The sequence below is a fragment of the Paenibacillus sp. B46(2026) genome (assembly GCF_056786355.1).
This window is the reverse complement of the sequence record NZ_CM165907.1, coordinates 3467053-3492407: the sequence shown is the minus strand read 5'-3', so window position 1 is coordinate 3492407 and position 25355 is coordinate 3467053. Positions and strand designations below refer to the sequence as shown.

The 25355-nt window shown below is 44.0% G+C and carries 23 protein-coding genes and 1 riboswitch; of the genes, 6 read left to right on the top strand and 17 right to left on the bottom strand.

Features of this window, described 5'->3' with window-relative positions; translation table 11 throughout:
• Positions 1-12: 12 nt before the first annotated feature.
• The 11 genes from arsD to AC1S8V_RS15665 form a co-directional block, all read right to left on the bottom strand.
• Positions 13-378: an arsenite efflux transporter metallochaperone ArsD gene (arsD, locus tag AC1S8V_RS15715; RefSeq protein WP_482069817.1), complete on the bottom strand. Its 366-nt coding sequence runs from the start codon at positions 376-378 to the stop codon at positions 13-15.
• A gap of 57 nt (positions 379-435) precedes the next feature.
• A complete protein-coding gene (gene arsC / locus AC1S8V_RS15710; protein ID WP_076215280.1) occupies positions 436-855 on the bottom strand; it encodes an arsenate reductase (thioredoxin) in 420 nt (139 codons plus the stop codon).
• A gap of 38 nt (positions 856-893) precedes the next feature.
• On the bottom strand, positions 894-2195 hold the full coding sequence (locus tag AC1S8V_RS15705) for an arsenic transporter (RefSeq protein ID WP_482069816.1): 1302 nt from the start codon (positions 2193-2195) through the stop codon (positions 894-896).
• Between the two features lie 65 nt (positions 2196-2260).
• On the bottom strand, positions 2261-2587 hold the full coding sequence (locus AC1S8V_RS15700; protein WP_482069815.1) for an ArsR/SmtB family transcription factor: 327 nt from the start codon (positions 2585-2587) through the stop codon (positions 2261-2263).
• Between the two features lie 133 nt (positions 2588-2720).
• Positions 2721-4124: an NAD(P)-binding domain-containing protein gene (locus tag AC1S8V_RS15695; RefSeq protein WP_482069814.1), complete on the bottom strand. Its 1404-nt coding sequence runs from the start codon at positions 4122-4124 to the stop codon at positions 2721-2723.
• An 82-nt stretch (positions 4125-4206) separates the two neighbouring features.
• Complete coding sequence (locus tag AC1S8V_RS15690; RefSeq protein WP_482069813.1) at positions 4207-4665, bottom strand: MarR family winged helix-turn-helix transcriptional regulator; 459 nt, start codon at positions 4663-4665, stop codon at positions 4207-4209.
• Positions 4666-4712: 47 nt separating this feature from the next.
• Positions 4713-5780 (bottom strand): flavin-containing monooxygenase, encoded by a 1068-nt coding sequence (locus tag AC1S8V_RS15685; protein ID WP_482069812.1) that lies wholly within the window; start codon positions 5778-5780, stop codon positions 4713-4715.
• A 379-nt stretch (positions 5781-6159) separates the two neighbouring features.
• Positions 6160-6792 (bottom strand): metallophosphoesterase, encoded by a 633-nt coding sequence (locus tag AC1S8V_RS15680; protein ID WP_482069811.1) that lies wholly within the window; start codon positions 6790-6792, stop codon positions 6160-6162.
• The gene (locus AC1S8V_RS15675) at positions 6785-7870 is read right to left on the bottom strand and encodes an ABC transporter ATP-binding protein (RefSeq protein WP_482069810.1); all 1086 of its coding nucleotides are present in this window, start codon (positions 7868-7870) and stop codon (positions 6785-6787) included. Before AC1S8V_RS15675 ends, AC1S8V_RS15680 begins: the two co-directional genes overlap by 8 nt.
• Positions 7854-9641 (bottom strand): ABC transporter permease, encoded by a 1788-nt coding sequence (locus tag AC1S8V_RS15670; protein ID WP_482069809.1) that lies wholly within the window; start codon positions 9639-9641, stop codon positions 7854-7856. Before AC1S8V_RS15670 ends, AC1S8V_RS15675 begins: the two co-directional genes overlap by 17 nt.
• Before the next feature lie 12 nt (positions 9642-9653).
• Positions 9654-10748 (bottom strand): extracellular solute-binding protein, encoded by a 1095-nt coding sequence (locus AC1S8V_RS15665; protein ID WP_482069808.1) that lies wholly within the window; start codon positions 10746-10748, stop codon positions 9654-9656.
• Between the two features lie 160 nt (positions 10749-10908).
• On the opposite strand from AC1S8V_RS15665, the gene AC1S8V_RS15660 reads away from it, so the two are divergent.
• Both AC1S8V_RS15660 and AC1S8V_RS15655 read left to right on the top strand, forming a co-directional pair.
• Entirely contained in the window at positions 10909-11811 is a 903-nt protein-coding gene (locus AC1S8V_RS15660) for a LysR substrate-binding domain-containing protein (RefSeq protein WP_482069807.1), read from the top strand.
• Between the two features lie 229 nt (positions 11812-12040).
• On the top strand, positions 12041-12580 hold the full coding sequence (locus AC1S8V_RS15655; protein WP_482069806.1) for a cupin domain-containing protein: 540 nt from the start codon (positions 12041-12043) through the stop codon (positions 12578-12580).
• 344 nt (positions 12581-12924) lie between these two features.
• Here AC1S8V_RS15655 and AC1S8V_RS15650 read toward each other — a convergent pair whose 3' ends face one another.
• Together AC1S8V_RS15650 and AC1S8V_RS15645 are read right to left on the bottom strand one after the other, a co-directional pair.
• Positions 12925-14235, bottom strand: coding sequence for a voltage-gated chloride channel family protein (locus tag AC1S8V_RS15650; protein ID WP_482074496.1), 1311 nt, complete (start codon positions 14233-14235; stop codon positions 12925-12927).
• A gap of 112 nt (positions 14236-14347) precedes the next feature.
• Positions 14348-14407, bottom strand: a riboswitch (Fluoride riboswitch).
• A gap of 56 nt (positions 14408-14463) precedes the next feature.
• On the bottom strand, positions 14464-14991 hold the full coding sequence (locus AC1S8V_RS15645) for a recombinase family protein (RefSeq protein ID WP_482074495.1): 528 nt from the start codon (positions 14989-14991) through the stop codon (positions 14464-14466).
• Between the two features lie 178 nt (positions 14992-15169).
• Between AC1S8V_RS15645 and AC1S8V_RS15640 the strand changes: the two genes are divergently transcribed.
• The 4 genes from AC1S8V_RS15640 (at position 15170) to AC1S8V_RS15625 (ending at position 19435) form a co-directional block, all read left to right on the top strand.
• On the top strand, positions 15170-16633 hold the full coding sequence (locus tag AC1S8V_RS15640; RefSeq protein WP_482069805.1) for a SulP family inorganic anion transporter: 1464 nt from the start codon (positions 15170-15172) through the stop codon (positions 16631-16633).
• A 16-nt stretch (positions 16634-16649) separates the two neighbouring features.
• The gene (locus tag AC1S8V_RS15635; protein ID WP_482069804.1) at positions 16650-17069 is read left to right on the top strand and encodes a universal stress protein; all 420 of its coding nucleotides are present in this window, start codon (positions 16650-16652) and stop codon (positions 17067-17069) included.
• A 107-nt stretch (positions 17070-17176) separates the two neighbouring features.
• The gene (locus tag AC1S8V_RS15630; protein ID WP_482069803.1) at positions 17177-18910 is read left to right on the top strand and encodes a ribonuclease J; all 1734 of its coding nucleotides are present in this window, start codon (positions 17177-17179) and stop codon (positions 18908-18910) included.
• Between the two features lie 3 nt (positions 18911-18913).
• On the top strand, positions 18914-19435 hold the full coding sequence (locus AC1S8V_RS15625; RefSeq protein ID WP_482069802.1) for an NUDIX domain-containing protein: 522 nt from the start codon (positions 18914-18916) through the stop codon (positions 19433-19435).
• A gap of 347 nt (positions 19436-19782) precedes the next feature.
• Here AC1S8V_RS15625 and licT read toward each other — a convergent pair whose 3' ends face one another.
• From licT to AC1S8V_RS15605, 4 genes are all read right to left on the bottom strand, one after another.
• Positions 19783-20628: a BglG family transcription antiterminator LicT gene (gene licT / locus AC1S8V_RS15620; protein ID WP_482069801.1), complete on the bottom strand. Its 846-nt coding sequence runs from the start codon at positions 20626-20628 to the stop codon at positions 19783-19785.
• A gap of 17 nt (positions 20629-20645) precedes the next feature.
• Positions 20646-22088 (bottom strand): glycoside hydrolase family 1 protein, encoded by a 1443-nt coding sequence (locus AC1S8V_RS15615; RefSeq protein WP_482069800.1) that lies wholly within the window; start codon positions 22086-22088, stop codon positions 20646-20648.
• Positions 22089-22147: 59 nt separating this feature from the next.
• A complete protein-coding gene (locus AC1S8V_RS15610; protein ID WP_482069799.1) occupies positions 22148-24106 on the bottom strand; it encodes a beta-glucoside-specific PTS transporter subunit IIABC in 1959 nt (652 codons plus the stop codon).
• Positions 24107-24314: 208 nt separating this feature from the next.
• A complete protein-coding gene (locus AC1S8V_RS15605) occupies positions 24315-25220 on the bottom strand; it encodes a ketopantoate reductase family protein (RefSeq protein ID WP_482069798.1) in 906 nt (301 codons plus the stop codon).
• Between the last annotated feature and the right edge of the window lie 135 nt (positions 25221-25355).

Here is a 25355-nt window from a genome sequence, read left to right as displayed (position 1 = left end):
GGACCTTCTTTCCTAAAGCTCGGATTTGGTTTTGACTTCAAGACGTATTCTCGGCTTAGCCACCAGTTCTTCTTCCTTCAGACCGGTCCATTGAACGAATTCTTCGTTGCTTGGATACCCATTTTCCTTGACCACTTGACCATCTACAATGATAATGGGCAGCACTTGAGGACCCTTTTCAGCCAGAAGCTGTCCTACAAGCGGACTTGCCACAAAAGCATCAGGTTCACTGGTTAAGTTATAACGTGATACCTGAAACTGTTTCTTTTGCAAATTATGGACGACAGCAGATACACGAATCAGTTCCGGATCAACACCTGGACCACACACGCCGGAAGAACAACACATGGCAGGATCGTAGATCTCCATTGTTTTCAACGCGAACACCCCTCTCCAAATTAGAAAAGCCGGGAAACATTCTCCCGGCGGTTTGTATTATTTGCCGGTTTCAGCGAACGTTTTAATGCGCTCCCCAATCTGGTCACGAACCGTTTGGAATACAGCCCATTTCTCTTCATCTGTACCTTGCGCTTTGGCAGGATCATCGAATCCCCAGTGTTCCCGCTTCACATGTGGTGGTGTCATTGGACATTTATCCGCAGCGTCTCCACACAATGTGACTACAAAATCAGCGTTGTTCAACAACTCGGAATCAATGATATCGGAAGTTTGAGTGGAAATATCCAGGCCGACTTCCTTCATGGCTTCAACTGCTTTTGGATTCAGACCGTGAGCCTCAATACCTGCACTATAAATGTTCCAGTCCTCACTCAAATATTTCTTGGCCCAGCCTTCGGCCATTTGGCTCCGGCAAGAATTGCCTGTGCATAGGAAGTACAGTGTTTTTTTACTCATGTTCATCGTCTCCTCGTTGTTTGAATGATTGAATTCTTTTATATAATGCTTAACCACAGATACAGACCCAATAGCGTAATAAGCAGAGTCGGAACCGTGATAATGATACCTGTCTTGAAGTAAGTGCCCCATGAGATTTTGACGCCTTTCGTGCTAAGTACATGAAGCCAGAGCAGTGTCGCCAGTGAACCGATCGGGGTAATCTTGGGACCCAGGTCTGATCCAATAATATTGGCGTAGATGAGCGCCTCCCGAACCGTTCCCGTAGCCGTTGTTGCATCAATGGCAAGCGCATCAATCAACACGGTAGGCATATTGTTCATCAGAGATGAAATGATTGCCGCGATAAAGCCCATGCCAATCGTTGCCGCAAACAAGCCTTGATCGGCCACGGCCTGTATGACTACGGCCAACAGATCGGTCATCCCCACGTTACGCAGACCATAGACCACGACATACATGCCGATGGAGAAGAATACGATGGCCCAAGGCGCTTCTTTGACAACCAATGTAGTCGGCACAGCAGAACTGCGGGAAGCCATAAACAGGAAGAATATCGCGACAACACCTGCTACAATGGATACGGGAATTCCGATAAATTCACTGGCGAAGTATCCAATGAGCAGAACCCCCAACACCACCCACGACAATCGAAACATCTTCATATCCTTAATGGCAGATACCGGAGGTTTCAATTCACTGGCATCAAAACGTTTGGGAATACTCTTTCGGAAGAAGAGATACAATACGCCGATACTCGCCACCAGTGAGAACAGATTCGGAACAAACATCCTGCCTGCATACTCCATAAACGTAATGCCAAAGAAGTCGGCAGATACAATGTTGACCAGGTTACTTACAACCAGTGGCAAAGAAGTCGTATCCGCAATAAATCCGCTGGCAATAATAAATGGGAACACTTTTTTCTCATCGAAATTCAGTGCGCGTACCATGGCTAGAACAATCGGCGTCAGAATGAGTGCGCCTCCGTCATTGGCAAAGAAAGCAGAAACGACAGCTCCCAAGATCGAGACGTAAACAAACATTCGGACACCATTGCCGTGAGCAGCCTTGGCCATATGTAAGGCAGCCCATTCGAAAAAGCCGATACGATCCAGAATTAACGAAATCAGAATGATCGCTACAAACGCAAGCGTGGCATTCCAAACGATTTGCGTCACATCCCATACGTCTTGGAAATTGACCACACCCACAAGTAAAGCAAGAATTGCTCCGCCGCAAGCAGACCAACCAATGGACAGGTTTTTAGGCTGCCAGATGACGAGGACTAGCGTAATTAAAAAGATAATGCAAGCCAACAGCGTAGAAAACAAATACATACACCTCCTTTAGTTCATTTAAGTTTATTTGTATATAACAATATACTTATATAATTCCCAAAAAATTAATTGCACACCGACGTATAGTTCTCTTTATCTAAAGACTTAAGAATGGTTGCCGCATCCGGCATGAATTCCAAGACAGACTTAATATAGGGTGCATTCTCTACATTTAAAGAGTAGTATACCCATTGGCCTCGTTTATTCTCTTTAACCAAGCCTTGATCCTTCAGCTTGCGCAAATGCTGACTAATTCCAGGTTGTGACATGTCTAAAATCTCTACAAATTCACACACGCACCATTCACGTTCCTTGAGGAGTGTAAGTATCGTAAGACGTGTTTTATCGCCCAGCAATTTAATCTTATCGGCTGCTTCTTGAATAGAATCCATATTACTTCCTCCTTCCGTATATATAAGTGCATGCTTATATTATAATATAAAAATTATGAAGTCAACCTCTTAAATTTAGAAGTAACATAAAAAAAGCGATGGTTCGAATTCGAACCATCGCTTCATGTGTTCCTCAACTCTTCATTTTTAATTGGTACAAGAGACTCTTTTCCTCAGCTAACTTCACTTGCTGGCGATTGCCACTGCATACACCGGTCTCCGGTAGATCCAGCTCTACTTTTAAAGCTGCCTCTAGGTCACCCGCCAGAAAAGCAACGACGGATCGGACCTGCTCATAACCGGTGGCCATCAGGAAGGTCGGCGCGCGACCGTAACTTTTCATACCCACGATATACAGACCTTGTTCTGTATGACGAAGTTCCTTCTCCCCATGAGGTCGAACGGTACCGCAGCTATGAACGTTCGGATCAATCAGCGGAGCCAACGTTTCCACACTTTCTGTTGCCTGATCAATGCTCAAACGTAGTTCCCCTAGAAAGGAAAAGTCAGGACGGCTTCCAGCATTCACAATAATGTCATCCACTTGCGCTATTTCCTGAGCAATGGCACGTTGCTCCCCACCAATAGTAATTTTCCCCCCATCCTGTTTCAACTCCTGAATGTGGAACGGAGTGACCACACTAACCTTTCCGGAATCCACCAGCTCATGCATACGACTGCCTAACTCACCTCTGGCTTCAAGCTGATCACTTGTTTCTCCGCCATAAGCATCTTCTACACGATCTCTCCGCATTATCCAGGTCAGCTTCGTATGGGATTTCGTTTCTTGCAATTTAGCTAAATCAAGTAAGGTATTTAAGGCTGAATGGCCGCCACCTACGACAGCAATATGTTTATCTGTATAGCGATCTCGATCCTCCCCTAGCACATCCGGGATGCCATAAAATATTTGCTTATGAAGGGCTTTCTCCCTAGAAGTTAATACGCCGCTGGAAAGCACCGGGTTTGCATTCCCCCAGGTTCCGGAAGCATCAATGACAGCTCTTGTCTCATACCGCTTGGCCTTGCCCTCTTCTTCTACATAGATCAAAAAAGGTTGCTTCTTACGGTCTGCAGTTTTCATTTTGTCTGCATTTTTGCGACTGATACCGACTACGCGTGTATTCAAATGAAGGTAAGATTTAATCTCAGGTAACTCAGCAAGTGGTCGTAAATACTGATCTCTCAGCTCATGGCCTGTTGGTAAACCATCAGAACTTGGCGCAATCCATCCCGCCTTGGCCAATAACCGAGCGGCCGCTTTATCCACGTTATACTGCCATGGCGAAAACAGACGAACATGGCCCCACTTGGAGATATTCTCGCCGACTTTACTCCCCGCCTCCAGAATGATAAATGATTGGCCCGCTTCGATCAGATGTGCGGCTGCAGCCAGACCAATAGGCCCAGCACCAATGATCGCTACAGGTAAATGAGCTAACTCCTGTTGGTCCATAGGCTCCTGAAGGGAGACCTGCTTTTCCTTGAGCGTAGGTGTACAACAAGACTCGACTTGTTTGAATTCAATGTTTTTCATGTCAAATGACCTCCAGTAGTTGGTTAAATATATATTTGCAAATTACAAGTACTAGAGAAATGTATCGGGGTAACACCGTTCATTACCCCACTGGCGTGCAACACATTTTCGATTTTAACATACTCTCATTCAGCAGTTTAACAGATTGCATAACGATTGCTTTTTCTGTATCGGTCATGAACGAAAAAACCTCTTCCAGATGCGTATTCATCCGATGATCTATCGCTGTCGTCACAAACTTCCCCTCAACTGTCAAACGGAGAATGTATACTCTTCGATCATCAGGATGAGCTGTTTTTCGAACCAGGTTCTTCTTAATTAACGTCTGGATTTGACGACTAAAGGTTGTAATATCCATCGCAAGCGTTTCGGCAATTTGTTGCATGGATGGCTCATGCTGATGGTCAATTTCGTATAGAATATGACTCTGGATCAAAGATATTTCCTGCTCTCCAACCGTGCAACAATTTTTATCCAGCAAGCCGAAGCGACGTACCATGATTTGCAATAGCTCTCTTGGGTTTTGATTATCTGGCAACATGATCACCTCTTGGTGACTATTATAAACATATTATTTGTATATTGCAACTAATGTATATTCTTCTGCTTTTCCAGATTGTTTTGAATATGCTTGACGACATATTCAGCATCTGGTCCCACACCCCGAAGGGTCGCTGATGCAAAGGAGCGCTGTCCAGACAAACCTACAAAATAAAGTCCGGGGATCTTCTTGCTGATCCCGTTCTTCTGCCCGGGTTCTCCTTGACCATCCAATCCACCTAATGCATCGATATAAGAAACGTTAGAACGATATCCTGTCGCAAAAATGACGGTTTGGACCTCTTCTTGTGTTCCGTCAGACCAGATAACCCCATTATCATAAAATGCGGTGAACATTTTCTTTTGCTTTGGGTTCCCCGCTTGAAGTCGCTGCTTATATCCATCCAAATCCAGAACGGATGAACCATTCGCAAATGACTTTCCAAATCTCCAAAACGAATCGATCCCCGTTAGCTTAAACCAAAAGTGAATATCCTGTCCCAAGAGACGTTGCGGGATTAATGTTACCGGTTCTCTCACAGCAAGTGTTGTATCAGCTACTTCGGATAGTTCCATCGCAATCTGAACTGCGGAATTGCCTCTTCCTACCACAATGACCGATTGATCTTGAAAAGGGGCAGGTGTACGATACGTCGCGGAATGCAAGATGGTTCCCTTAAATCGTTCCTGCTTAGGAATCGAGGGGGTATAGGGTCGGCTAAAAGACCCTGTCGCCGAGATTAGATTGCGAGCCATGTATTTCTCTCCACATGAGGTTGTTACTCTAAATATCCCGGATTCTTTGGAGATTTGATCTACACGCCTATGATAAACCAAAGGCAAGTCAAAATGAGAAGCGTAGCCCTTCAAGTATTGAATGACTTCATCACGATGTGGGTAGCGATCCCCTGGTGACTCTATCGGAAGCCCTGGCAGAGACGAGTACTTGGCCGGTGAAAATAACTTCAAATTACCGTAATACTGAGGCCACGCTCCTGCTGCTTCTCCACCTGCCTCCAAAATCAAAAAAGACAGCCCTCTCTTTTTCAAATGATAACCTGAAGCAAGTCCTGCCTGACCTCCACCGATCACAATGACATCCCAGATGGTTTTCATAATGCATCTCCTTTATAAATAATTGTATTTTGCAAGTATAGGAACGGGAATTGTATTTTTCACTTCGGTTCAACTACTAGTTACTGCTCCCCTTTCTGGTATGTACTCTATTCATTATAATAATTTATTTGCAAAATACAACTATAATTTTATGAATCTCGAATATTCACTGGGTTGCGAACTTACATTAGCTTGAAATGATTAATCAAATTTGTGCTTTGTCCGTTAAAGAAAAAAGTCGCCAATATAAAGCGACTTTCAATAGTTCTATGTTCTTGTCCCGCGTCATTGTCTTCTCTTCTGCCGAGCCATTTCTTATGATACCGCATGAGTTCTTTCATTCAATTTTTTTGCGCTAGCATAGCGAACTAAAGATAGTTTATCTTGTACTCATCCCTTGTGATTGAATCTTATGAGGAAATTGTACGGATATAAACCAGCGTACTCGATTTGTAAGATCCACCAGGCTAAGATAATATCCATGACCTGCGCCAGTGTCGATCCCCAACTTCCCTTCTCCCATCCATAATTCCCAAGGAGGCACGTGAAACCGGAACGTTGACGTATGTCCAAAAACGATCGTGTAATTCGGATGGGCTGGACTTTCCCAAAAAAGCTCTCGAATTTCAGTCAAATCTTGGGGTGTCTGTTGATTCAATGGAACCCCGGGGCGTAATCCGGCGTGTACAAACAAATATGAATCGCTTCTGAAATAAAGAGGTAAACCATACAGAAACTCTCGATAGTGCTCACCCTGATCAAAGAGGCCAGTAGGTACGCTTGGCATGGAATTCATCCATTTCCGCTCATTGTTACCTTGCAAGGCGATGGCTCCCTGTTGGGTCAAGTCATGGATCAGTTCAAGGGTGCCCCAGGAATCGGGTCCCTTATTAACGTAGTCGCCAAGTAAAACCAGGCGGTCTTTCTCCGGGTGATAATCAGAGGCTATAAGTAATTTTTTCAAAAGATCTCCATGCCCATGAATATCGGACACAGCAAGAAGTCTACCCATTGATCGTATCTGCTCCTCCTTCGTAGATCATGGTTTGCTCTGGAGAAAATTGCAGCCAGCATGCAGACCCTGGTTCAATATATTCGGCGTTGAATGCCTGAATGCTCTGATTATCTTTGGTTCGCATCATGATTCTCCAGTGGATGCCTTCAAAGATGGCTTGCTTCACTCTCACCTCGATTTGATTATGCGGCACTTCTTCCCTGTTCAGGCTGATTGTAATCTGCTGCGGGTGAATCATGACGATGGCTTGCTGCCCACCCCTGCCACGGTCCATCTTCTGGCCTGAAATGCACTGTCCCTCTATCAAAACAGCCGAGCCATCTAACGTGAACATGCTAAGCAGGCTATTGTGATATCCCATCAGTTGGGCGACCCAGGGAGTAGCCGGACGATGAAATAACTGATGGGGTTCCGCAAATTGATCCATTCCCCCGTCTCTCAGCACCATGATTCGATCAGCCAATGTGAAGGCCTCAAGCATATCATGTGTCACATACAGGACGGTTGTCTCAAGATCAGACAAAAGCTCAGCCAATTCGCTGCGCATCTCGGTACGAAGCTTCACGTCCAGATTGGACAAAGGCTCATCCATGAGCAGAATCGAGGGTTCGGTTGCGAGCGCACGGGCCATCCCGATCCGTTGCTGCTGTCCACCAGAGCATTGGCTGGGCAACCGATCCAGAAGTCCTTCCAGCTGCAGCATGGCTTGCAGACGGTCAAGCCGTTGTTTTCTTGACGTGGCGTCCGTTCTGGAACGCTTCAGCCCATATTCAATATTTTGACGTATGGTCATATGCGGCCATAAAGCGTAATCCTGAAACACCATATTGACTGGTCTTTTCTCAGGAGGTATATAATGCTTCTGACCATCCACCGGTGTACCATCCATTTCAATGATGCCTCCATCCACCCTTAACAGACCAGCGATCAGCTGCAGCAAGGTGGACTTTCCACATCCGGATGGACCCAGGATGCATATTCTCTCTCCATGATTTAGAGCAAAGGACAAGGGTCGAAGGACTTCCTGCTTGTCAAATGACTTGTGGACCCCTTCAAGCTTAAGAATTGAATTCATAGGGTGAACCTCCATGTGATCTGCGATGACTCTCTGCTGGAATATTTTTCATATCTCTACTCTTCTGCTGCCGCCTGTCACTCCACCGAAAAGCGGCTTCTCCTGCAAACTGAATGAGGACAATAAGGAGCAGTAGTATGGACCCGCTGAGGATTGTCGCTGCTGTTGCATAGCCGTATCTCCCGAATTCAAAGGCCTGATCAATCACAATAGGCATAAGTATATAATTTGCTGGCTGAAGCATTGAAGCCAATGCTAAATCAAATACACTTGTACCAAAAGCAGCCAGTACAGCAAGAAGCAATGACCTCCGTACCAAAGGCAGAACGATGTGTACCATCCGCCCAAGTGTGCCAGCTCCCTGAACAGCTGCGGCGTTTAATACAGAAGATGATATCGTGCCAAACGCGCCCAATTGAACTCGAACCGCATAGGGTATGGCTCCGGCAATAACGGCGATGACAAGCAAGGCAGGTGTGCCATATAAATGCAGGTTCACATACTCCAGCCATTTTTGATTCCAGACAAAAATATATCCGATGCCCATAACGATTCCGGGTACAGCCAGTGAGACGATGGAGAATAGCTGAAGCCCGCCTTTCATCGGAAATTCCGTAAACGTAAGCACGTATGCCACAATGAAACCTGTAATCATGCTGAGTACTGCTGCAACTGCAGCTATAGCAAGAGAATGCATCATGCCTTCGATAAAACTGAGCTGCGTATGATCTGTTGCAGTTTTTGAAAATAACGACAGATAATGATCAAGCGTCAAATTCCGAAAGGCAAATCCATCCCCCATCCTTCTCATGATGGACACACACAGACTGCTTCCGATCGGAATGCCAATGCTAATCGCCAAAAACACAATCGTTATCACGTTTAACACATACGTACGATTCGGTCTGACTTTCACGGTTTTAATCGCTTTTGCATTAAGAAAATCAAATCTGGACTTGCGAAGACTGATTAGAAGCACAAACATCGCAAGACCCAGTAAGGCAACGAGATAGAAGGCTAATACACCTGCCATATCGAAGCGAACCGGTGATTGGTAGATGGCGGAATAGATTGAATAGGTCAAGGTCGGAAAGCGATAAACCGTTGACAATGCCGCAGGTAAACCGAAGTCACCCACCGTATCGATAAACACAAGTGTTGCACCCGCAATGATAGAAGGAGCCGAAAGTGGAAGTTCTACGGTGCGCCATACCGTCCAGGGCCCCGCACCGTTTAGACGAGCAGCATGTCCATACTGGCTGACATTCCATTCTGCTGAAGCGAGCACGGTAAGATAGGCCAGTGGAAACTTGCTGAGCGCCATAATCATCATCAGTCCTGTAGGTTGAAACAGGAGCGATGTCACCCAGCTCATGCCAAGTGAACGGCTTGCGATTCCATCCGCGCCGGCGAACAACACCCACCCTTGGGCTAACATGAAGGAGGGGGTAATGAGCAAGAGCCACACCCCTGCATCCAGCACCCGCCCTGTCGCAAAATTCCAGCGGGCCCTGACCATAGCAAGACATGCACCAAATATGGTACCTAACAGGGCTGTTCCCAGCCCCAACCACAACGAGTTTGTGAATGACTGCCTCCATAACGGACGCCGAAACATCTCCCCGAGCAATCCGAACCCCTGGAATTGCATCTCACCAAAAAACAAACCAGGCAAAACAGCATTCAACAAAACAGCAAGTAACGGTAAGAAGATCACAATGAATAATAATAACGCGATGCTTACACCCCAACGAGTACCGGAATTCATCATTGCATGCACCTCTTATTTAACGTTCTGGTCTGCAAACCATGTTTTGATGTCCACCTCGTGCGCTGCTGCCCATTCGGCAGGCGGGAGCATAAAAGACGGATTTGGCTCACGATCTTTTCGTGCTTCAACACCTCGTACGAGCGGTGAAAAGAAGCTGTCTGACGATTCCAGTGATACCAGCATCACTTGTGTTTCCGGCTTCAACATGAATTCGACAAAGGCTTTGGCAGCTGCGGGATTTTTGGTGTGTTGGCTAATCGCAGCTACTCGAAGGCTTCCGGGAGCACCTTCTTTCGGCCAGATGAGATCTACGGGTTCTCCGGACTGCTTGAGATCATAAGCGTTACTCTCCTGCAGAGCGGCAATATCAATTTCTCCTGATACCAAAGCTTTTCCTAATGGTCCGTTTTTAGGATATACCCGCAATCCCTTATCCATCATATGAGCGTATTTTTGCTCTGCTTGGGAGAAGCCCCAGTAGTTAAACAGAGACGAAACGAGCGGGTATGCAGGTGCCGCAACCGCTGGATCAGCCTGTCCTGCTGGGCCCTCATACTCAAAAAATTCCTCCCATGTTGCAGGCGCTTGCTCCTTGCTTAGACGATTCGTGTTGTAGGCAATAACCGCTGATGCATGAATGCTAACAGGAACATAGGCGTGGTCTTCAGGAACGAGCGACGTTCCATACTCATTGAGGTTGCTTAAGTTTTCCGGTACCCAGTCTTTCATGAGAAAACCTCTGTCCGCCAGATTTCGAATGGAACCATGGCCGTCCATCATGACCACATCCCATTGCGGATTCCCCTGTTCTGCTTCAATCTTGGCCAACGCTTCTCCTCCGCCATAATGAACCGCCTCCATCTTGTAGCCTGTCTGCTTGGTGAATTCGGGTGCTACAATATCGACAAAGTCATTGCCATATAAATAAATCGTCTCCCCCGTGTCCTCGTCTGAAGAACGTACACTGTTGTCTGCCATTGTGGATGCAGGTGTGTCAGGTACTCCTGCAGAAGTATTGCTGCTTGCAACTGGTCCGCCACACCCTGTGATCATAAGCACAAGCAGAATGCTGAATCCACTTAATTTTTTACTCCAACCGAATTTCATGTTTCTCCCCCTCTGAATCCTGATTGTGAATCTATATTCATTCTAAAGAGCATGTTGAAGATTCGTATTATATTGAGGTTAAGCCTAAATAAAATAGTATTAATGATTTGTATGATAAGATAGATGATATCTATTTCTTTTGAACGCGAGGGGATTACTCATGAATCTGCAGCAATTAAAAGTGTTTGTGCATGTCGTGGAAATGAAGAAATTATATTTGGTTGCTCAGAAGCTGAATATTACGCAACCTACGGTGACGTTTCATCTGAACAAACTTCAGGAAGATGCCGGAATAGCCTTATTCCACACCAAAACTTATCATGTCATTAAATTAACTGAGGCTGGTAAATCGTTGTATCACTACGCTACGCAAATTGTGGCCTTGAACGAAGAGATGCTTCGCACAATCGAGGATCACAGGGGGACAGCGACGGGGCGCTTGTTGATTGGAAGCACACATACGCCTGCAACGTATATTCTTCCGGAATTGTTGACTGCATTCAAAAAAGAACATCTGTTTTGTTTAAGCATGGATGTGAAGCCTGCTGCTCACATTATGGAGAAAATCAAAAATTTTGAGTTGGATGTTGGTATTATCTCGCATACGAAACCCGATGATCCCGATTTCATTTTTGAGCCCTTACTGAAGGACGATCTTGTCATTATCTTTCATCCTGATCATTTCCTCGCCAGCAGACCGGTCATTGTACCGAATGACCTGCAGGGTCTTCCACTTGTAGCTCACGAAGAAGGGTCCAGCAGTCGCGAAGTCATCAATCAATGGGCTACCAAACACGATGTTCAGTTTACGGAAGCCATCGAAGTCTCTGGTTCAGAGGCGTTGAAGTCTCTTGTACGTCTAAACATGGGTATTGGGATGGTTTCACAGGCTTCGATCATACGAGAGCTGGAGAAGGGAGAATTGAAGTCGTGTCCGATCCCCAACTGGAATCCCATCCGAACGATTTACGCAGTCAGACATCGTAACAAGCTTCTCACTCCTTCGCTGAATCTCTTCTGGCGTATGCTGTCAGAGCGTTTTTCTTCACCATTGCAAAGTTAAAGTCACATTAGCATGAACGATATCTATCGAATTTACGGCCCTCAACGACAAAAAACCAAGTTCTTTTCCCCAGCAAGGATTAGAACTTGGTTTTTTAAAATCAGATTTGGATTTGATTCGCGGTTATTATGTGGGTCCTTGCCCATTATTACATGTGTTATAGTCCTTTATATAGGCAACTGCATAGGATGCAACTAAAGACTAAACTCAATATTAGAGGAGAATGAACATGCACAAAAAATTATATCGCCACAATCAATGGCATAATCCGATGCCCGACAGCTGGAATAACGTTGCCCATGCCGCTCCCTCTTCATGTTGCAATGGCAATCTAACCGTTAGTCATCCCTGTGCAAACATAGGAGTAAAAGATTATGGACAACGTCCACTTGTTATTAATATGGACCAGGCAACAAAACACAATCAAAATTATCGTACCGCCCTATGGACAGGTAAACATTTTCAAGTGACTCTGATGTCTGTCCGTGTTGGTGAAGATATCGGATTGGAAGTCCATCCGACAACCGATCAGTTCATTCGTATTGAAGAAGGTCAGGGACTTGTGCAAATGGGAGATGAGAAAGACAAATTGAATTTTCAAACTATGGCCTGTAAGGACTATGCCATTATGGTACCTGCTGGAAAATGGCACAATATTACTAATAAAGGTGATATCCCTCTTAAGGTATATGTTATATATGCGCCCCCAGAGCACCCTTATGGGACAGTTCATGAAACCAAAGATATCGCCATGTCTGCAGAAGAATAACTATCGTTAGAGAGAATAAAATTCATTTCTCTCCAACTATCCCAATCATGTTCTGATAGCAGATTTTCTATAGAAATAATTGCCTACCAGTAAGTTTACCCGTAAATAAAAGGTTAAAAAACTGCGGACTCCAATGTATATTTCAATAGCGCATCCTCCCGGAATTTAACATTAATCAAGATTATATGGTCCAGTTTTCCACAATTGTTACGTATGTTGAATTTCAATTGATACGTACCTGATTCTAAATCATAGTATGGCTGTTTACTGTCTGATGGAGAGACGTCTTGCAACATAGATCCATGCAACCACTAACAAGAAGAATCTGAAAAGATAAATGTACCTCATCTATCTTCAACTCCAATGGATTGATTCGTTTTTTTCTTCAGATTCTTCACAGAAGCCAGAGTTGTTCCTTCAGGAATTGAAATGAGGTGACTTTTAGATACCCCGATTTGTTGCGAGGTATAAATTCCGGTGTGTCCAGAAAATAAATAACTTACAATACAAGCGATGAAGAGGTAAATCGCCCCCTCTGAACCAAACAATTCAATCCCCATGAGGAAACAGGCAATAGGAGTGTTGGTTGCTCCACAGAATACAGCAATGAAACCTAAAGCCGCTAAAAATGGAGCATAGAGATTTAGAAATGAAGCTAACGTGTGCCCCAAAGTGGCCCCGATTGCAAAAAGAGGTGTTACTTCACCCCCTTGAAAACCAGCTCCGAGAGTTAGAGACGTAAACACAAGTTTACCTAAAAAGGCAAATGGATTAACTTCGCCAGTAAACGAATCTTCAATTAACGGGATACCCAAACCAAGGTAATCTCTTGTTCCGAGAAGATAAACTAACGCGATAATGATCACCCCACCAACAGCACTTTTGATCATAGGGTTCTGAAATAAACGTGTATAAAGCTTTTTGAGTGTATGCGTCAATTCACTAAAAACAATGCTCGTCAATCCAAACAAAATTGAAGCTAAAACGACCTTGAGTATTACGATTAACGACAACGCAGGGATTTCACCAATAGGGTAGTGCAAATGTGTAACGCCCCAAAAAGAAGTAGCTACTATATTCCCTACAAAACTTGCGATAAAAGCCGGAATTAGTGCTTCATGACGTATTAAACCAATAGCGAGTACCTCTAATCCAAATACAGTTCCTGCTAAGGGTGTCCCAAAGATTGAACCAAATCCACCACTGATACCGCAGATTAGCAAAATTTTTCGATCAACCGGTCCAACACGCAACAGTTTTCCAAACCATTCCGCCAAGCTACCTCCCATCTGTACAGCAGTGCCTTCGCGGCCCGCGGATCCCCCAAATAGATGAGTAATGACTGTGCCAACTAGAACAAGCGGAGCCATTCTTAACGGGATGCTTTCTTTACCGTCATGAATTTGTTCCAAAATCAAATTATTGCCTTTAACACTGTTTTCGCCATATTTTAAATATAGAAAACTGACCAGAGCACCACCAACGGGAAGCAAAAATAACAACCATGTATGCTCTGTCCTTAAAAGGGTCACATTGTCCAATATATGTAGGAAAAAAGCCGATGCAGTACCTGTCAAAATACCAATTCCACTGCCGAGAACAATCCATTTGATGAGAGACTGACATAACACTAAGAATCTCCATTCTTTAAACATAACAGACCATCTTGATTTCCACTGTTTCATTGTGTTCGTTCCTCTCCAATGTGATAATATTTATGCCAGAACAGGAAAACAAATAGACTCCTACCAGGGGAATAGAAACTTCTCACTGGTAGGAGTCATTAGCCTTACGGCGGTTAAGGCGAACTCCATCGCCTTATGAACTTGATGATATAATACTCTTAAATGATTGCCAGGTCAATCCTTTTCTATACACTATAATCAGGAACCTAAATATCGATACAGCGTTGTTTTGCTGATGCCTGTTTCTTCACGGATCTCAGCAAGACTGTACTCTTTACTTTCATACATCTGTATCGCCTTCATGACATTTCCATCCAATTTACGAGGACGACCTAACTTCGTCCCCTTTTCCTTCGCTTCATCCATACCTTTCTTTGTGTTTTCACTACTCAAGTCCCCTTGGAAATCAAGTAAAGCCTTCACATGCTCCAGAAAAATACGACCAGAACGATCCTGGGTATTCAAATTCTCATTTAAAGAGTACAGATGGGCCTCACGTTGTTGAAACACCTTCAGTAGATCAGCAAGATGTCTTGTGGAGTCAGCTAAGGAGAATAACCGAGTAATAACGACGACATCTCCTGCCTCGAGCCCGTTCATCATGGCTTCTAGTTGAGTTCTTTGCTTTGCAGACGAATGTTCTTCCTTCAAGAACCGATCGCAGGATTTCCGTTTTAAAATTTCGTGTTGATTTTGACATTTCGGATCATCCTGCGACGGTCTCATGTAGCCAATAATCATGTTAAAACTCCTAACTGCGAATGACTTTAATAAATTATAACACAAATAAAGAACCGAAAAGGTTCCATTTTGGAACTGTTCGTGATAAGATCAATGTACTTCAACCGGATATGACTTTTAGTCGAGTAAGAGTCATAAAAAAAGATAAGGAGTGGACGTACACGTGATTGAACGGATTAAGACAGATTGGTTCTCTAATATTCGAGGGGACATATTAGCAGGGATTGTAGTAGCATTGGCACTCATCCCCGAAGCCATTGCATTTTCCATTATTGCTGGTGTAGACCCTATGGTGGGTTTGTATGCGTCGTTTTGCATTGCTGTCATCATCTCATTTATTGGTGGCCGGCCAGGGATGATATCTGCTGCTACCGGAGCTATGGCCTTACTAATGGTTCCTCTGGTCAAGGAGCATGGCGTTCAGTATTTGCTGGCTGCCACTATTCTCACTGGCGTTATCCAATTGCTTTTTGGCGTATTCAAGATCGGTAAACTGATGAAATTCATCCCGAGGGCTGTCATGATCGGCTTTGTGAATGCTCTCGCTATTCTGATATTCATGGCACAAGTTCCTCATTTTGTAGGCATATCCACACTGACCTACATTTTCGTTGCAGTTACCTTACTTATTGTATATGTTTTACCCCGATTCTTCAAAGCCATTCCAGCACCTCTCATTGCCATTGTGGTTCTAACAGCAGCTGCCATTTGGGGCAACCTGAATTTAGGAACGGTTGGAGAGCTAGGGATTATCACGCAATCTCTGCCCTCGTTCTTTATTCCCGATATTCCTTTTAATATCGAAACATTGCAAATTATATTCCCTTATTCGGTTTCACTGGCGATTGTAGGATTGGTTGAATCCCTGCTGACGGCTTCCATCGTGGATGATATGACGGGAACGAACAGTAACAAAAACAAAGAAGCTCGCGGACAAGGAATTGCCAACGTCATTACCGGTTTCTTCGGCGGAATGGCAGGCTGTGCCATGATTGGACAATCTGTGATCAACGTCAAGTCTGGCGGGCGAGGGAGATTATCCACACTCGTGGCAGGCGTATTCCTCATGTTCCTTATCCTTGTACTTGGCGGTGTCGTTGTTCAGATCCCTATGCCTGTACTCGCCGGGATCATGATCATGGTAGCCGTCGGAACATTTGACTGGTCTTCCTTCTCTTATCTTCGAAAAGCACCTAAAAGTGATGCACTGGTTATGCTAGTCACCGTTATTGTTGTTGTGGCAACGGATAACCTTGCACTGGGTGTCATTGTCGGCGTCATTCTTAGTGCCATATTCTTTGCTTCCAAAATTTCGAAGGTTCATGTGAAGCATCTCTCCACGGAGAAAAACGTAAGATTTGATGTGACGGGTCAATTGTTCTTTGCTTCAGTGGAAGGGTTTATCGAGGCTTTTGACTTCGAGATTGCTGATTCGGATATTATCATTGATTTCTCGAATGCACACATCTGGGATGATTCAGGTGTAGGCGCTGTCGATAAAGTGGTCATTAGATATCGGGAGAATCATAACCGTGTCACGATTAAAGGGCTGAATACCTCTAGTGAAAAACTCATCCATACATTAGCGGTGCATCATGATCCAAATGCACAGTTAAAATCACATTGAGATAGGAGCGAATAATATGTATCAACATATTCTACTTGCTGCAGATGGTTCTAATAATGCCATTCGTGCAGCGAAAGAAGCCGCTTATATTACATCATTGGTCCCTGATGCTGAAGTCGAGATTCTGTTTGTTGTAGACCTATCCAAGGTCAAAGAGGAAGTTCTCCATTCTCAAAATCATGAGGAGATTGAACTGAAACGTAAACAGAAACTAATCCCTGTTCAACAAGAGCTTACCCAGAAAAATGTAAAACATCGAGTTACCTTTGTAAATGGAGATCCCGGCCCTACGATTGTTGATTACGCGAATAAGAACAGCGTTGATCTGCTCATAATCGGTAGCCGGGGGTTGAACTCTTTACAGGAATTCGTACTTGGAAGTGTAAGTCATAAAGTCGTCAAGAGGGCTCATTGTCCAGTCATGATTGTGAAATAAACGATGGATATGAAGCACAGGGGCCTCTGCAATTTGCAGGGGTCTCGCTTCTTTTTATGAAGAAATTAGATTAGATCATTTAAATGTTGACTGGAGGGGAGAAAATCTTGGAACACTCCTTATTAAAGACTCAAAAAGCACAAAAAACATCACGCTATCGTCCTCCTGCTGTACGTATTTTTGCGCTTGGAGGTCTCGGGGAAATTGGAAAGAACATGTATGGGATTGAATATAAAAATGAAATCATTTTAATTGACGCCGGTCTGAAATTCCCGGATGCCCATATGAACGGTGTAGATTACATTATTCCTGATATAAGTTATTTGCTGGATAAACCTCAACAGATCAAAGCTCTTTTCCTTACCCATGGACATGAAGATCATATTGGTGCTATCCCCTACTTGCTCAGACATCTTTCGTTTCCAATCTATGGCGGTGCACTGACGCTTGGCTTGGTCAAAGCCAAGTTGGAAGAGCACAAGTTAACGAATTCAGTAGAGTATCATACAATTCAGGATCACGAACGAGTATCATTTCAGCATCTTTCTGTTCATTTTTTCCGAACAATACACAGCATACCCGATACGTTTGGTATCGTTGTAGATACACCCTATGGTTCTATTGTGCACACAGCTGACTTCAAATTTGATATGACACCTGAAGGAACGACAGCGGATATTCATAAAATGATGCAGTTAGGTGAAAAAGGTGTACTTGCTTTGCTGTCTGATAGTACAAACAGTGAACGTGAAGGTCAATCCCTTTCAGAACATACAGTGGGTCAGTCTGTTTTGGAATTAATCCAGCAATGTGAAGGCCGAATTTTGTTTGCAACTTTCGCGTCCAATGTCCACAGGTTACAACAAGTTATTCATGCTGCTTCGGAGTGTGATCGGAGAATTTTAATATTGGGTCGTAGCATGGAAAAAATATTCTCCATCGGTCAAGAACTTGGACACCTTCATGTACCTCAAGGTATGCTAATGGATATGAAGGAAATCCACTCCGTTCCACATCATCAAGTCATCATTTTATGCACGGGTAGTCAAGGAGAGCCTAATGCAGCATTAACCCGTATTGCATCCGGCTCCCACCGTCACATTCAAATATTCCCAGGAGATACGGTTGTCTTTTCTTCTTCTCCCATTCCTGGTAACGTAATTCAAGTCAATCGAAACATAGACATGCTGATGCGTTCTGGAGCCGCTGTCATCTACGGAGCGGAGTATGACATTCATACTTCCGGGCATGGATCACGGGAAGATTTAAAACTGATGATACGGACCATGCGTCCCAAATATTTCATACCGATCCATGGAGAATATCGAATGCTGGTAAGCCATCAAAAATTAGCTGAGCAAGTTGGAATACCCTCCAACAGAATCTATGTATTGAATATTGGAGAGCCTCTCCTCATTACTAAATATCATGCTCGAAAAGGAAGAAGTCTCCCTTCGGGATCATCATTTGTGATACGTGGAAAAGTTGAGAGGCATGAGCCTGAACTCATTGATGAACGCAATGGATTGGCTAAGGATGGTGTACTTATTGTTGCACTTGTCTTGAACAATGAGACATGCCAAATGATATCGGGTCCCGACCTGATTAGCCGGGGACTTGTTTATATCCGTGATGCTAACGAACTGATGAAAACAGCAGAATCGCATTTGAAATCCGCACTATATGGACTAGAGCAGAAAAAAGAAGCCCGCTGTGAAATCTGGGAACATAAAATCTCAGAAGTACTTCAGAACTTCTTTTATTCACAATTAAAACGTACTCCTGTGATTTTCTCTTCCATTCATAGCATTTCACAACCTATTCAAGTAAAGGAAGTCTAAACAATGAGAATGATTCAAAAGTTAATTCATCCCGATACACCTGACCTAAATGGCCGAATGTTTGAACGAAAAGCAGCACGTGGCATTATTATGCGTGGTTCTGAGATTCTGCTACTCTATACCCGTAGATACAATGACTACAGTTTTCCCGGAGGTGGTGTGGAAGCGGATGAGGACCTACTTCGTGGGCTAAGAAGAGAAATTGCCGAAGAAACCGGTGCTACCCAGGTTGAGGTGACAAGCGAGTTCGGCTACATTGAAGAGTATCGTCCCCATTACAAACCCGAATATGATCTGATTCATATGTTATCTTATTATTATGTTTGCAACATTCATGAACAACTCGGTGAAGCCAAACTCGAAGATTATGAAATGAACAATGGTATGTCTGCTGTCTGGATCGACATTCATCAGGCTATCTTGCATAATCGACAGGTGATATTGAATAAAGAGGATTCTATGGGGTTTTCTATTGAAAGAGAGACGATTGTTTTGGAGCTTATTGCATCTGAATTAATAAGCTAATGAAATGCCAGTTAATCAGGTTAATCAGTAATTACTGGCTAACCTGATAATACGAAAGCCGCTAAAATAGCGACTTTCAATGGAACAATGTTCTTGCCCGCGACATCGGTTCGTCTCTTAAATGTGATTCTTCTGTCCAATATTCTACCCCAAAATAAAAACCGCAGCAGCTACAAATTTTATAACTTCCTGTGGACCAAGTTAATAAATTCGTTCAATTTTATATCCTTTTTTTTCGAGCTCACTTGGGACACTTGGTTCAATCACAACATGAGCATTTCTGGGTTCCAAAAGTCATCTCCTTGCTGTCCCCAGGGAATGGCTTTGTTTGGGTTTGAAGAAACGTCCTAAACTTCGTCACCCTGCTCCTCCTGCACAATTCGAGCAATGTGAATCATCAAATATAATAATTCCTCGTTCGATATGGAGATATCCAACATGTTTTGCACGTAGGTTTTGATCATTTCCGCGCATTTGTATTCAAGTGGATGCTCCTTCACCATGTGCTGAAAGATGAAATCTTTCGGCGAATTGCCCAGGCGGCCTTCTTGTAAACGCTGGATGAAAAATTGCAGGTGTGTGACGAGTCTGACATAATGGATGGAATTTTTGTTCAATTGCATATCAAAGGTGTATTGAATCAGGTTAAAAATATCTTTTAACATTTTAACGGATTGCATCGTGCGCTCCATATTCTGCTCATGTGTTTGGGCATTCACGAAATGAAAAGCGATATTCCCTGCTTCTTCTTCGGGCAGTTCAATACCCAGTTCTGAATTCAGCATCTGAACGGCTTGAACCCCCAGTTCGAATTCGACAGGATGAAACCTCTGGATCTCCCATAACATGCGATTCTGTAATGATACACCTTTTTTCCATCGTTCAATGGCAAACGACAAGTGATCCATAAGTGTAAAAAAGATTTGATCGTCGAGTGAGAGCTTTTCTTTTGCATTGGAAATCAGTTTGTTAATGACATTCACATGTGATTCCGGCATGTTTTCGATGGTTCGTACGTAAGCCTGGGCAGACGGATTATTTTGTAAAATGAATCGTTTCTGGATGTGCTCCTCTTCGAGACGCTCGCCGACTTTGCCTTTGAAGGCCAAACCTTTTCCCATGACAATCATCTCTTGCCCCTGTTCATCTTTGGTCAGAAGCAAGCTGTTATTCAATATTTTGATTACTCTCATGCATTCATCACGATCCTTTATTCTTTCGTGACCGCCTGATCCGAAATTCCGATACATCTGCCATTCTGTTTAATGACCTCCTGATACCACGAGAAGCTTTTCTTCTTCAAGCGCTTCAAGTCTTTCAGATCCTGTTCACCGCGGTTTACATAGATCATTCCATAACGTTTCCCATAACCTTGATGAGTGCTTACCACGTCAATAACGGACCAAGGGCAATAACCAATCACATCCACCCCATCCGTCAGAGCCAGTCTGATCTGTTCCAGGTGTTTCTCGATAAAATCAATCCGGTACGTGTCGTTAACCGTGTGATCTGCTTCCAGTACATCCGGAGCTCCTATGCCATTTTCCGTAATTAAAACCGGGAGACCGTATCGTTCATATACTTTACGCAATGTTAACCTAAGACCAACCGGATCTATGACCCAGCCATATTTCGTTTTTTCCGTATAAGGATTCTCCGCGGCCCGGTAGACTCCCTGCTCGCCAAGCATAATTTGCTGATCACCTGCACGAGGTGTAACATCCGACGCATCGCCCGTACTGGCGGCAATGGTTGCCGTCGAGTAATAGTTGATTGCTACAAGATCCGGGCGGCCTGCCTTGATGTCCTCCATGTCGCCCTGCTCAATAACCGGCTCGATGCCACGTTCCTGCAAATAACTCCAGAATAATGGATTATACCGTCCCCACACCGATAAGTCGAGAAACCCCCATCCACGAATCGTCTCCCAGTTATGTGCAGCGATTGCATCTGCTGGTCTGGAGGTTGCCTGGTACATGGAAGTCATGTTTAATGCAGGACCGATCTTGCCGTGCGGGAGCATATCATGGAATAGTCGCATCGTTCTGCCTTGAGCTACAAACATGTGATGATTTTGCTGATACAGTTCCTTACTGGAAGGCAAACGTCCGCCTTTTGGTGTACCAATGGCACCTGGATGGAGAATCATCGTATTTTGCTCATTAATGGTCAACCAATATTTCACTTTATGCCCGTAATGCTCAAACAAGATACGCCCATACTCGACAAAGGCATCCATCGTCTCCCGGTTGTTCCATCCTCCCGTTTTCTCAAGCTCGTAGGGTAAGTCGAAATGGTACATGGTCACGATCGGTTCAATACCATGGAGCAGCAATTCGTCAATCAATTGGTGATAAAAATCGAGTCCTCTCTCATTAACAGCCCCTGTGCCTGAAGGCAAGATTCGAGTCCATGCAATCGAAAAACGATACGCTTCGAGGCCCAGTTCTGCAAAAAGCTTCACGTCTTCTTTGAATCGGTGATAGTGATCGCTCGCAACCGTGAAATCAGCGGTTCCAGCCGGATGATCACACATATCGATCACGGACAGGCCTTTGCCATCTTCGTTCCAGGCTCCCTCCACTTGATAGGCCGAGGTAGAGCCTCCCCACAGAAATTCATTGGGGAATGGTTTGATGTGTTGATATAACATCTCAAGCACTCCTTCATTTTAATGTTGATCAAGATATATGACGGACCGTATTACGGTTGTTACGAAAGGTGGATAATGGTCGCTCCAACCTCCACAGGACTCTGCTTCTCCAGCTTAATGTCCGGGAAACGATCCGAATTGGCGATAATGATCGGGGTTATGACTTCATAACCTTCCGCCTTGATGGCGTCGATATCAAAGCGGATCAACAAGTCACCCCGTTGTACCCGGTCCCCCACTTTAATGGAAGAGTCGAAATGTCTCCCCTTCAGGTTGACGGTATCCACTCCAATATGAATGAGTACCTCTTCTCCATCATAACCCTTTAATTTGACCGCATGTTTGGAGTCCATGAAAGCCGTAACTTCACCTGCGATTGGTGCACACAGTTCTCCTTTTGCAGGAATAATGGCAGCGCCATTACCCAGTAATCCCAAAGAGAAGACATCGTCTGGTACACGGTCCAGATGGACTAATTCCCCTTGCATCGGGCTGGCGATCGTAATTGGGCCTGATTCATTTGAGCTCGGTACATTTGCATTTGTTGTTACAGCAGACTGCGTGTCTGGGGTGTTGTCTTTAACAGGCTGTGAAGAAAGCACTTTGTCATCGTTAACCTGCTTATTGCCTTCCTCCTCATCGTCTACTGGATCATCAAAACCAATGATCCATGTCAGAGCAAAGGTAACGACAAAGGCGATTATACAAGTCACAATGGCATGAACGATGTTCATCGGATTGCTGCCAATGAAAGCCGGTAACGCGGGAAGCCCCGGAGAAACGAAGGCATAACGTACTAATCCGGTCAGACCAGCGTATACCCCAGCTACGCCACCACCAATCATTGCTGCAATCAAGGGTTTCTTCAGTTTAAGCGTTACGCCGTACAAGGATGGTTCCGTGATGCCCAGTACAGCGGTGAAGCCGGATGAAGCAGCGAGCTGTTTCAGTTTTTTATTTTTTGTTTTTAAGGCTACAGCAAGCGTAGCCCCACCTTGCGCAATATTGGATGCGAGCATTCCCGGACCGTTGATCATTTCATATCCATTTTTAGTCAGTTGGCTAGTTGCAATCGGCGTCATGGCCCATGCGGTACCTGTTACGATCAGGAACGGTTGCAAAGTACCCATTAACAAAGGAATCAGCCAGCTGGCTCTAGCATTAATCGCTTCTGCACCCATCGCAACCAGATCATTCAGATACGTTCCGAAAGGCCCGATTGCCACCAATGCAAGTGGTGCTGTAATCAATAGCACAAGCATTGGTTTTGTGAAAAATTTGATCATGGAAGGTGATACCCGATCTGCGAAACGTTCAATATAGGACATGAGCCAGACGACAATAATAATCGGCAGTACGGAGCCTGCATAGTCGGTTAATCGAACTGGAACACCGATGAAAAACACGTCTTTTCCTTCCGCCATCAGGGCGCTCCATCCCGGGTGTAACAACACGCCAGCAACCGTCATCGCCAGAATTGGACTTGTCTCAAATTTGATGGAAGCTCCATAAGCCAGCAGAATGGGCATGAAATAAAACGCCGCATCCGCAATGGTGTTAAGGATATAATAGTTTTGGCTTTCCGTCGTTACGAGACCTGTCAGTACAAGTACAGCTAATATCGCTTTGATCATACCCGCGCCAATGATTGCCGGTATTACCGGAGTAAATGTTGTCGAGATCACGCTGATGAATCTGGAAATCCAGCTCTGTTTTTGCTTTGGTCCGTTATTTTTGCCGGAATCCGATGTGGAGTCCCCATTCCCAGTTGCTGAACCCATCTGCTGAGTGATAACGCGATAGACTTGCTGCACCTCATTACCCACGACAACCTGGTATTGTCCACCATTGTTCACAACGGTAATCACGCCTGGAAGGGCTTTGAGTTTTTCTGTCTCCGCTTTGGAGATGTCGTGCAATTCAAACCGAAGTCGCGTTGCGCAGTGCGTAAGCCGAGCGATATTATCCTTCTTTCCAACCAATTCCGTAATCTCTTGTCCCAACTTGCGATAATCCATACCTTTGCCCCATTTCTGAATTTGGATATAAAAAAGACCAAAACGATATGCCTTCCCCTACTCACATAAGGAAAATGCAAAATCATTTTGGTCATGCCTGCTTTACCAGTAACAGCCAAACACTGCTAATATTCAATTCGTTATTGATGTAAACGTTTACTGGACCCATAATATCACACAATAAGTCAGTTAGCAATCACTTTATTCGTCATTTTTCTACATTTAGACTTAAAAATTTCATTAAATCATCACGCAGCTGCACAATCTCATTGTTAGCATTATTCGCATAATCCGGCAACATCATATCCCTAACCATTTTAGTTCGTAGCCATGCCATAAAGAAAAGATCTAAAAATAAGTTTGGAAATTTAAGCACCATTATAAGCATTGGTGGATCAATGGAAACGCCAGCTTTTTGTATTGCCCTTAGATACGCTTTTAAAGTGACTGTTATTTTGCGTGCCGTCTTTCTGGTTCTGGCTGTTTTTTTGTCAATGATCTTATTCTCAGAATGCAAAACGCTCAACATCGCAATGTCTGATACGGAATGTGTGATTAGATACGCCTGCATATCCTTTTTAATAACGTAGGGAAGCTTTGCTATTTTAAATAATTTTGCGAGGTTTTCTATGCGTTCTGTCACTACACCATTAATTTCTCCAAATACAGTTGCCACTATAATCTTTGGTAGAAATCGAGCATGCAATACTCCATCTTTAATCTGTCCGCCGAAGCCGGGGAAAGCTGGTAAAAGTCTATCCCCTACGATATCCAGCCACGAAGAAAATCCAATTGAATTACTAGTCATCGTAACTATATTTTTGCTTTGATTATCTTTTAGCGCTAACAACGCTGATTCAGACCGATCATAACGAACGGTAACGAAGATAAAATCGTATACATCGTCATTTTCGAGCGTATCAATGACATTCACTTGTATCGATCGAACTGTACCTTTTTCTATATATTGCAGGCCATTTTCTCTTAATGATTTAAATCTATTAGAATGTGCAAACAGGGTAACGTCAAACCCTGCTTCAATAAACTTAATTGCGTACATGCTCCCAATGACACCTGCACCAAAAATTAAAATTCGATCTTTTTTTGCTGACATTAAAACCACCTCTACTTATTAACATTTCTTTTTATTATCAGACAACATGTTGTATGATGTGATTGTAAATCTTTATTATTCCTTGATCAACCATCAGTTTTTTAGTATTTGTCGGATGATATTCTTATTTGCTAA

Bases quoted from the DNA above. Each gene is read 5' to 3' on its own strand.
- arsC (WP_076215280.1), bottom strand. From the start codon at position 855: ATGAGTAAAAAAACACTGTACTTCCTATGCACAGGCAATTCTTGCCGG.
- AC1S8V_RS15705 (WP_482069816.1), bottom strand. From the start codon at position 2,195: ATGTATTTGTTTTCTACGCTGTTGGCTTGCATTATCTTTTTAATTACG.
- AC1S8V_RS15700 (WP_482069815.1), bottom strand. From the start codon at position 2,587: ATGGATTCTATTCAAGAAGCAGCCGATAAGATTAAATTGCTGGGCGAT.
- AC1S8V_RS15695 (WP_482069814.1), bottom strand. From the start codon at position 4,124: ATGAAAAACATTGAATTCAAACAAGTCGAGTCTTGTTGTACACCTACG.
- AC1S8V_RS15690 (WP_482069813.1), bottom strand. From the start codon at position 4,665: ATGTTGCCAGATAATCAAAACCCAAGAGAGCTATTGCAAATCATGGTA.
- AC1S8V_RS15685 (WP_482069812.1), bottom strand. From the start codon at position 5,780: ATGAAAACCATCTGGGATGTCATTGTGATCGGTGGAGGTCAGGCAGGA.
- AC1S8V_RS15680 (WP_482069811.1), bottom strand. From the start codon at position 6,792: ATGGGTAGACTTCTTGCTGTGTCCGATATTCATGGGCATGGAGATCTT.
- AC1S8V_RS15675 (WP_482069810.1), bottom strand. From the start codon at position 7,870: ATGAATTCAATTCTTAAGCTTGAAGGGGTCCACAAGTCATTTGACAAG.
- AC1S8V_RS15670 (WP_482069809.1), bottom strand. From the start codon at position 9,641: ATGATGAATTCCGGTACTCGTTGGGGTGTAAGCATCGCGTTATTATTA.
- AC1S8V_RS15665 (WP_482069808.1), bottom strand. From the start codon at position 10,748: ATGAAATTCGGTTGGAGTAAAAAATTAAGTGGATTCAGCATTCTGCTT.
- AC1S8V_RS15660 (WP_482069807.1), top strand. From the start codon at position 10,909: ATGAATCTGCAGCAATTAAAAGTGTTTGTGCATGTCGTGGAAATGAAG.
- AC1S8V_RS15655 (WP_482069806.1), top strand. From the start codon at position 12,041: ATGCACAAAAAATTATATCGCCACAATCAATGGCATAATCCGATGCCC.
- AC1S8V_RS15650 (WP_482074496.1), bottom strand. From the start codon at position 14,235: ATGTTTAAAGAATGGAGATTCTTAGTGTTATGTCAGTCTCTCATCAAA.
- AC1S8V_RS15645 (WP_482074495.1), bottom strand. From the start codon at position 14,991: ATGAGACCGTCGCAGGATGATCCGAAATGTCAAAATCAACACGAAATT.
- AC1S8V_RS15635 (WP_482069804.1), top strand. From the start codon at position 16,650: ATGTATCAACATATTCTACTTGCTGCAGATGGTTCTAATAATGCCATT.
- AC1S8V_RS15625 (WP_482069802.1), top strand. From the start codon at position 18,914: ATGAGAATGATTCAAAAGTTAATTCATCCCGATACACCTGACCTAAAT.
- licT (WP_482069801.1), bottom strand. From the start codon at position 20,628: ATGAGAGTAATCAAAATATTGAATAACAGCTTGCTTCTGACCAAAGAT.
- AC1S8V_RS15615 (WP_482069800.1), bottom strand. From the start codon at position 22,088: ATGTTATATCAACACATCAAACCATTCCCCAATGAATTTCTGTGGGGA.
- AC1S8V_RS15610 (WP_482069799.1), bottom strand. From the start codon at position 24,106: ATGGATTATCGCAAGTTGGGACAAGAGATTACGGAATTGGTTGGAAAG.
- AC1S8V_RS15605 (WP_482069798.1), bottom strand. From the start codon at position 25,220: ATGTCAGCAAAAAAAGATCGAATTTTAATTTTTGGTGCAGGTGTCATT.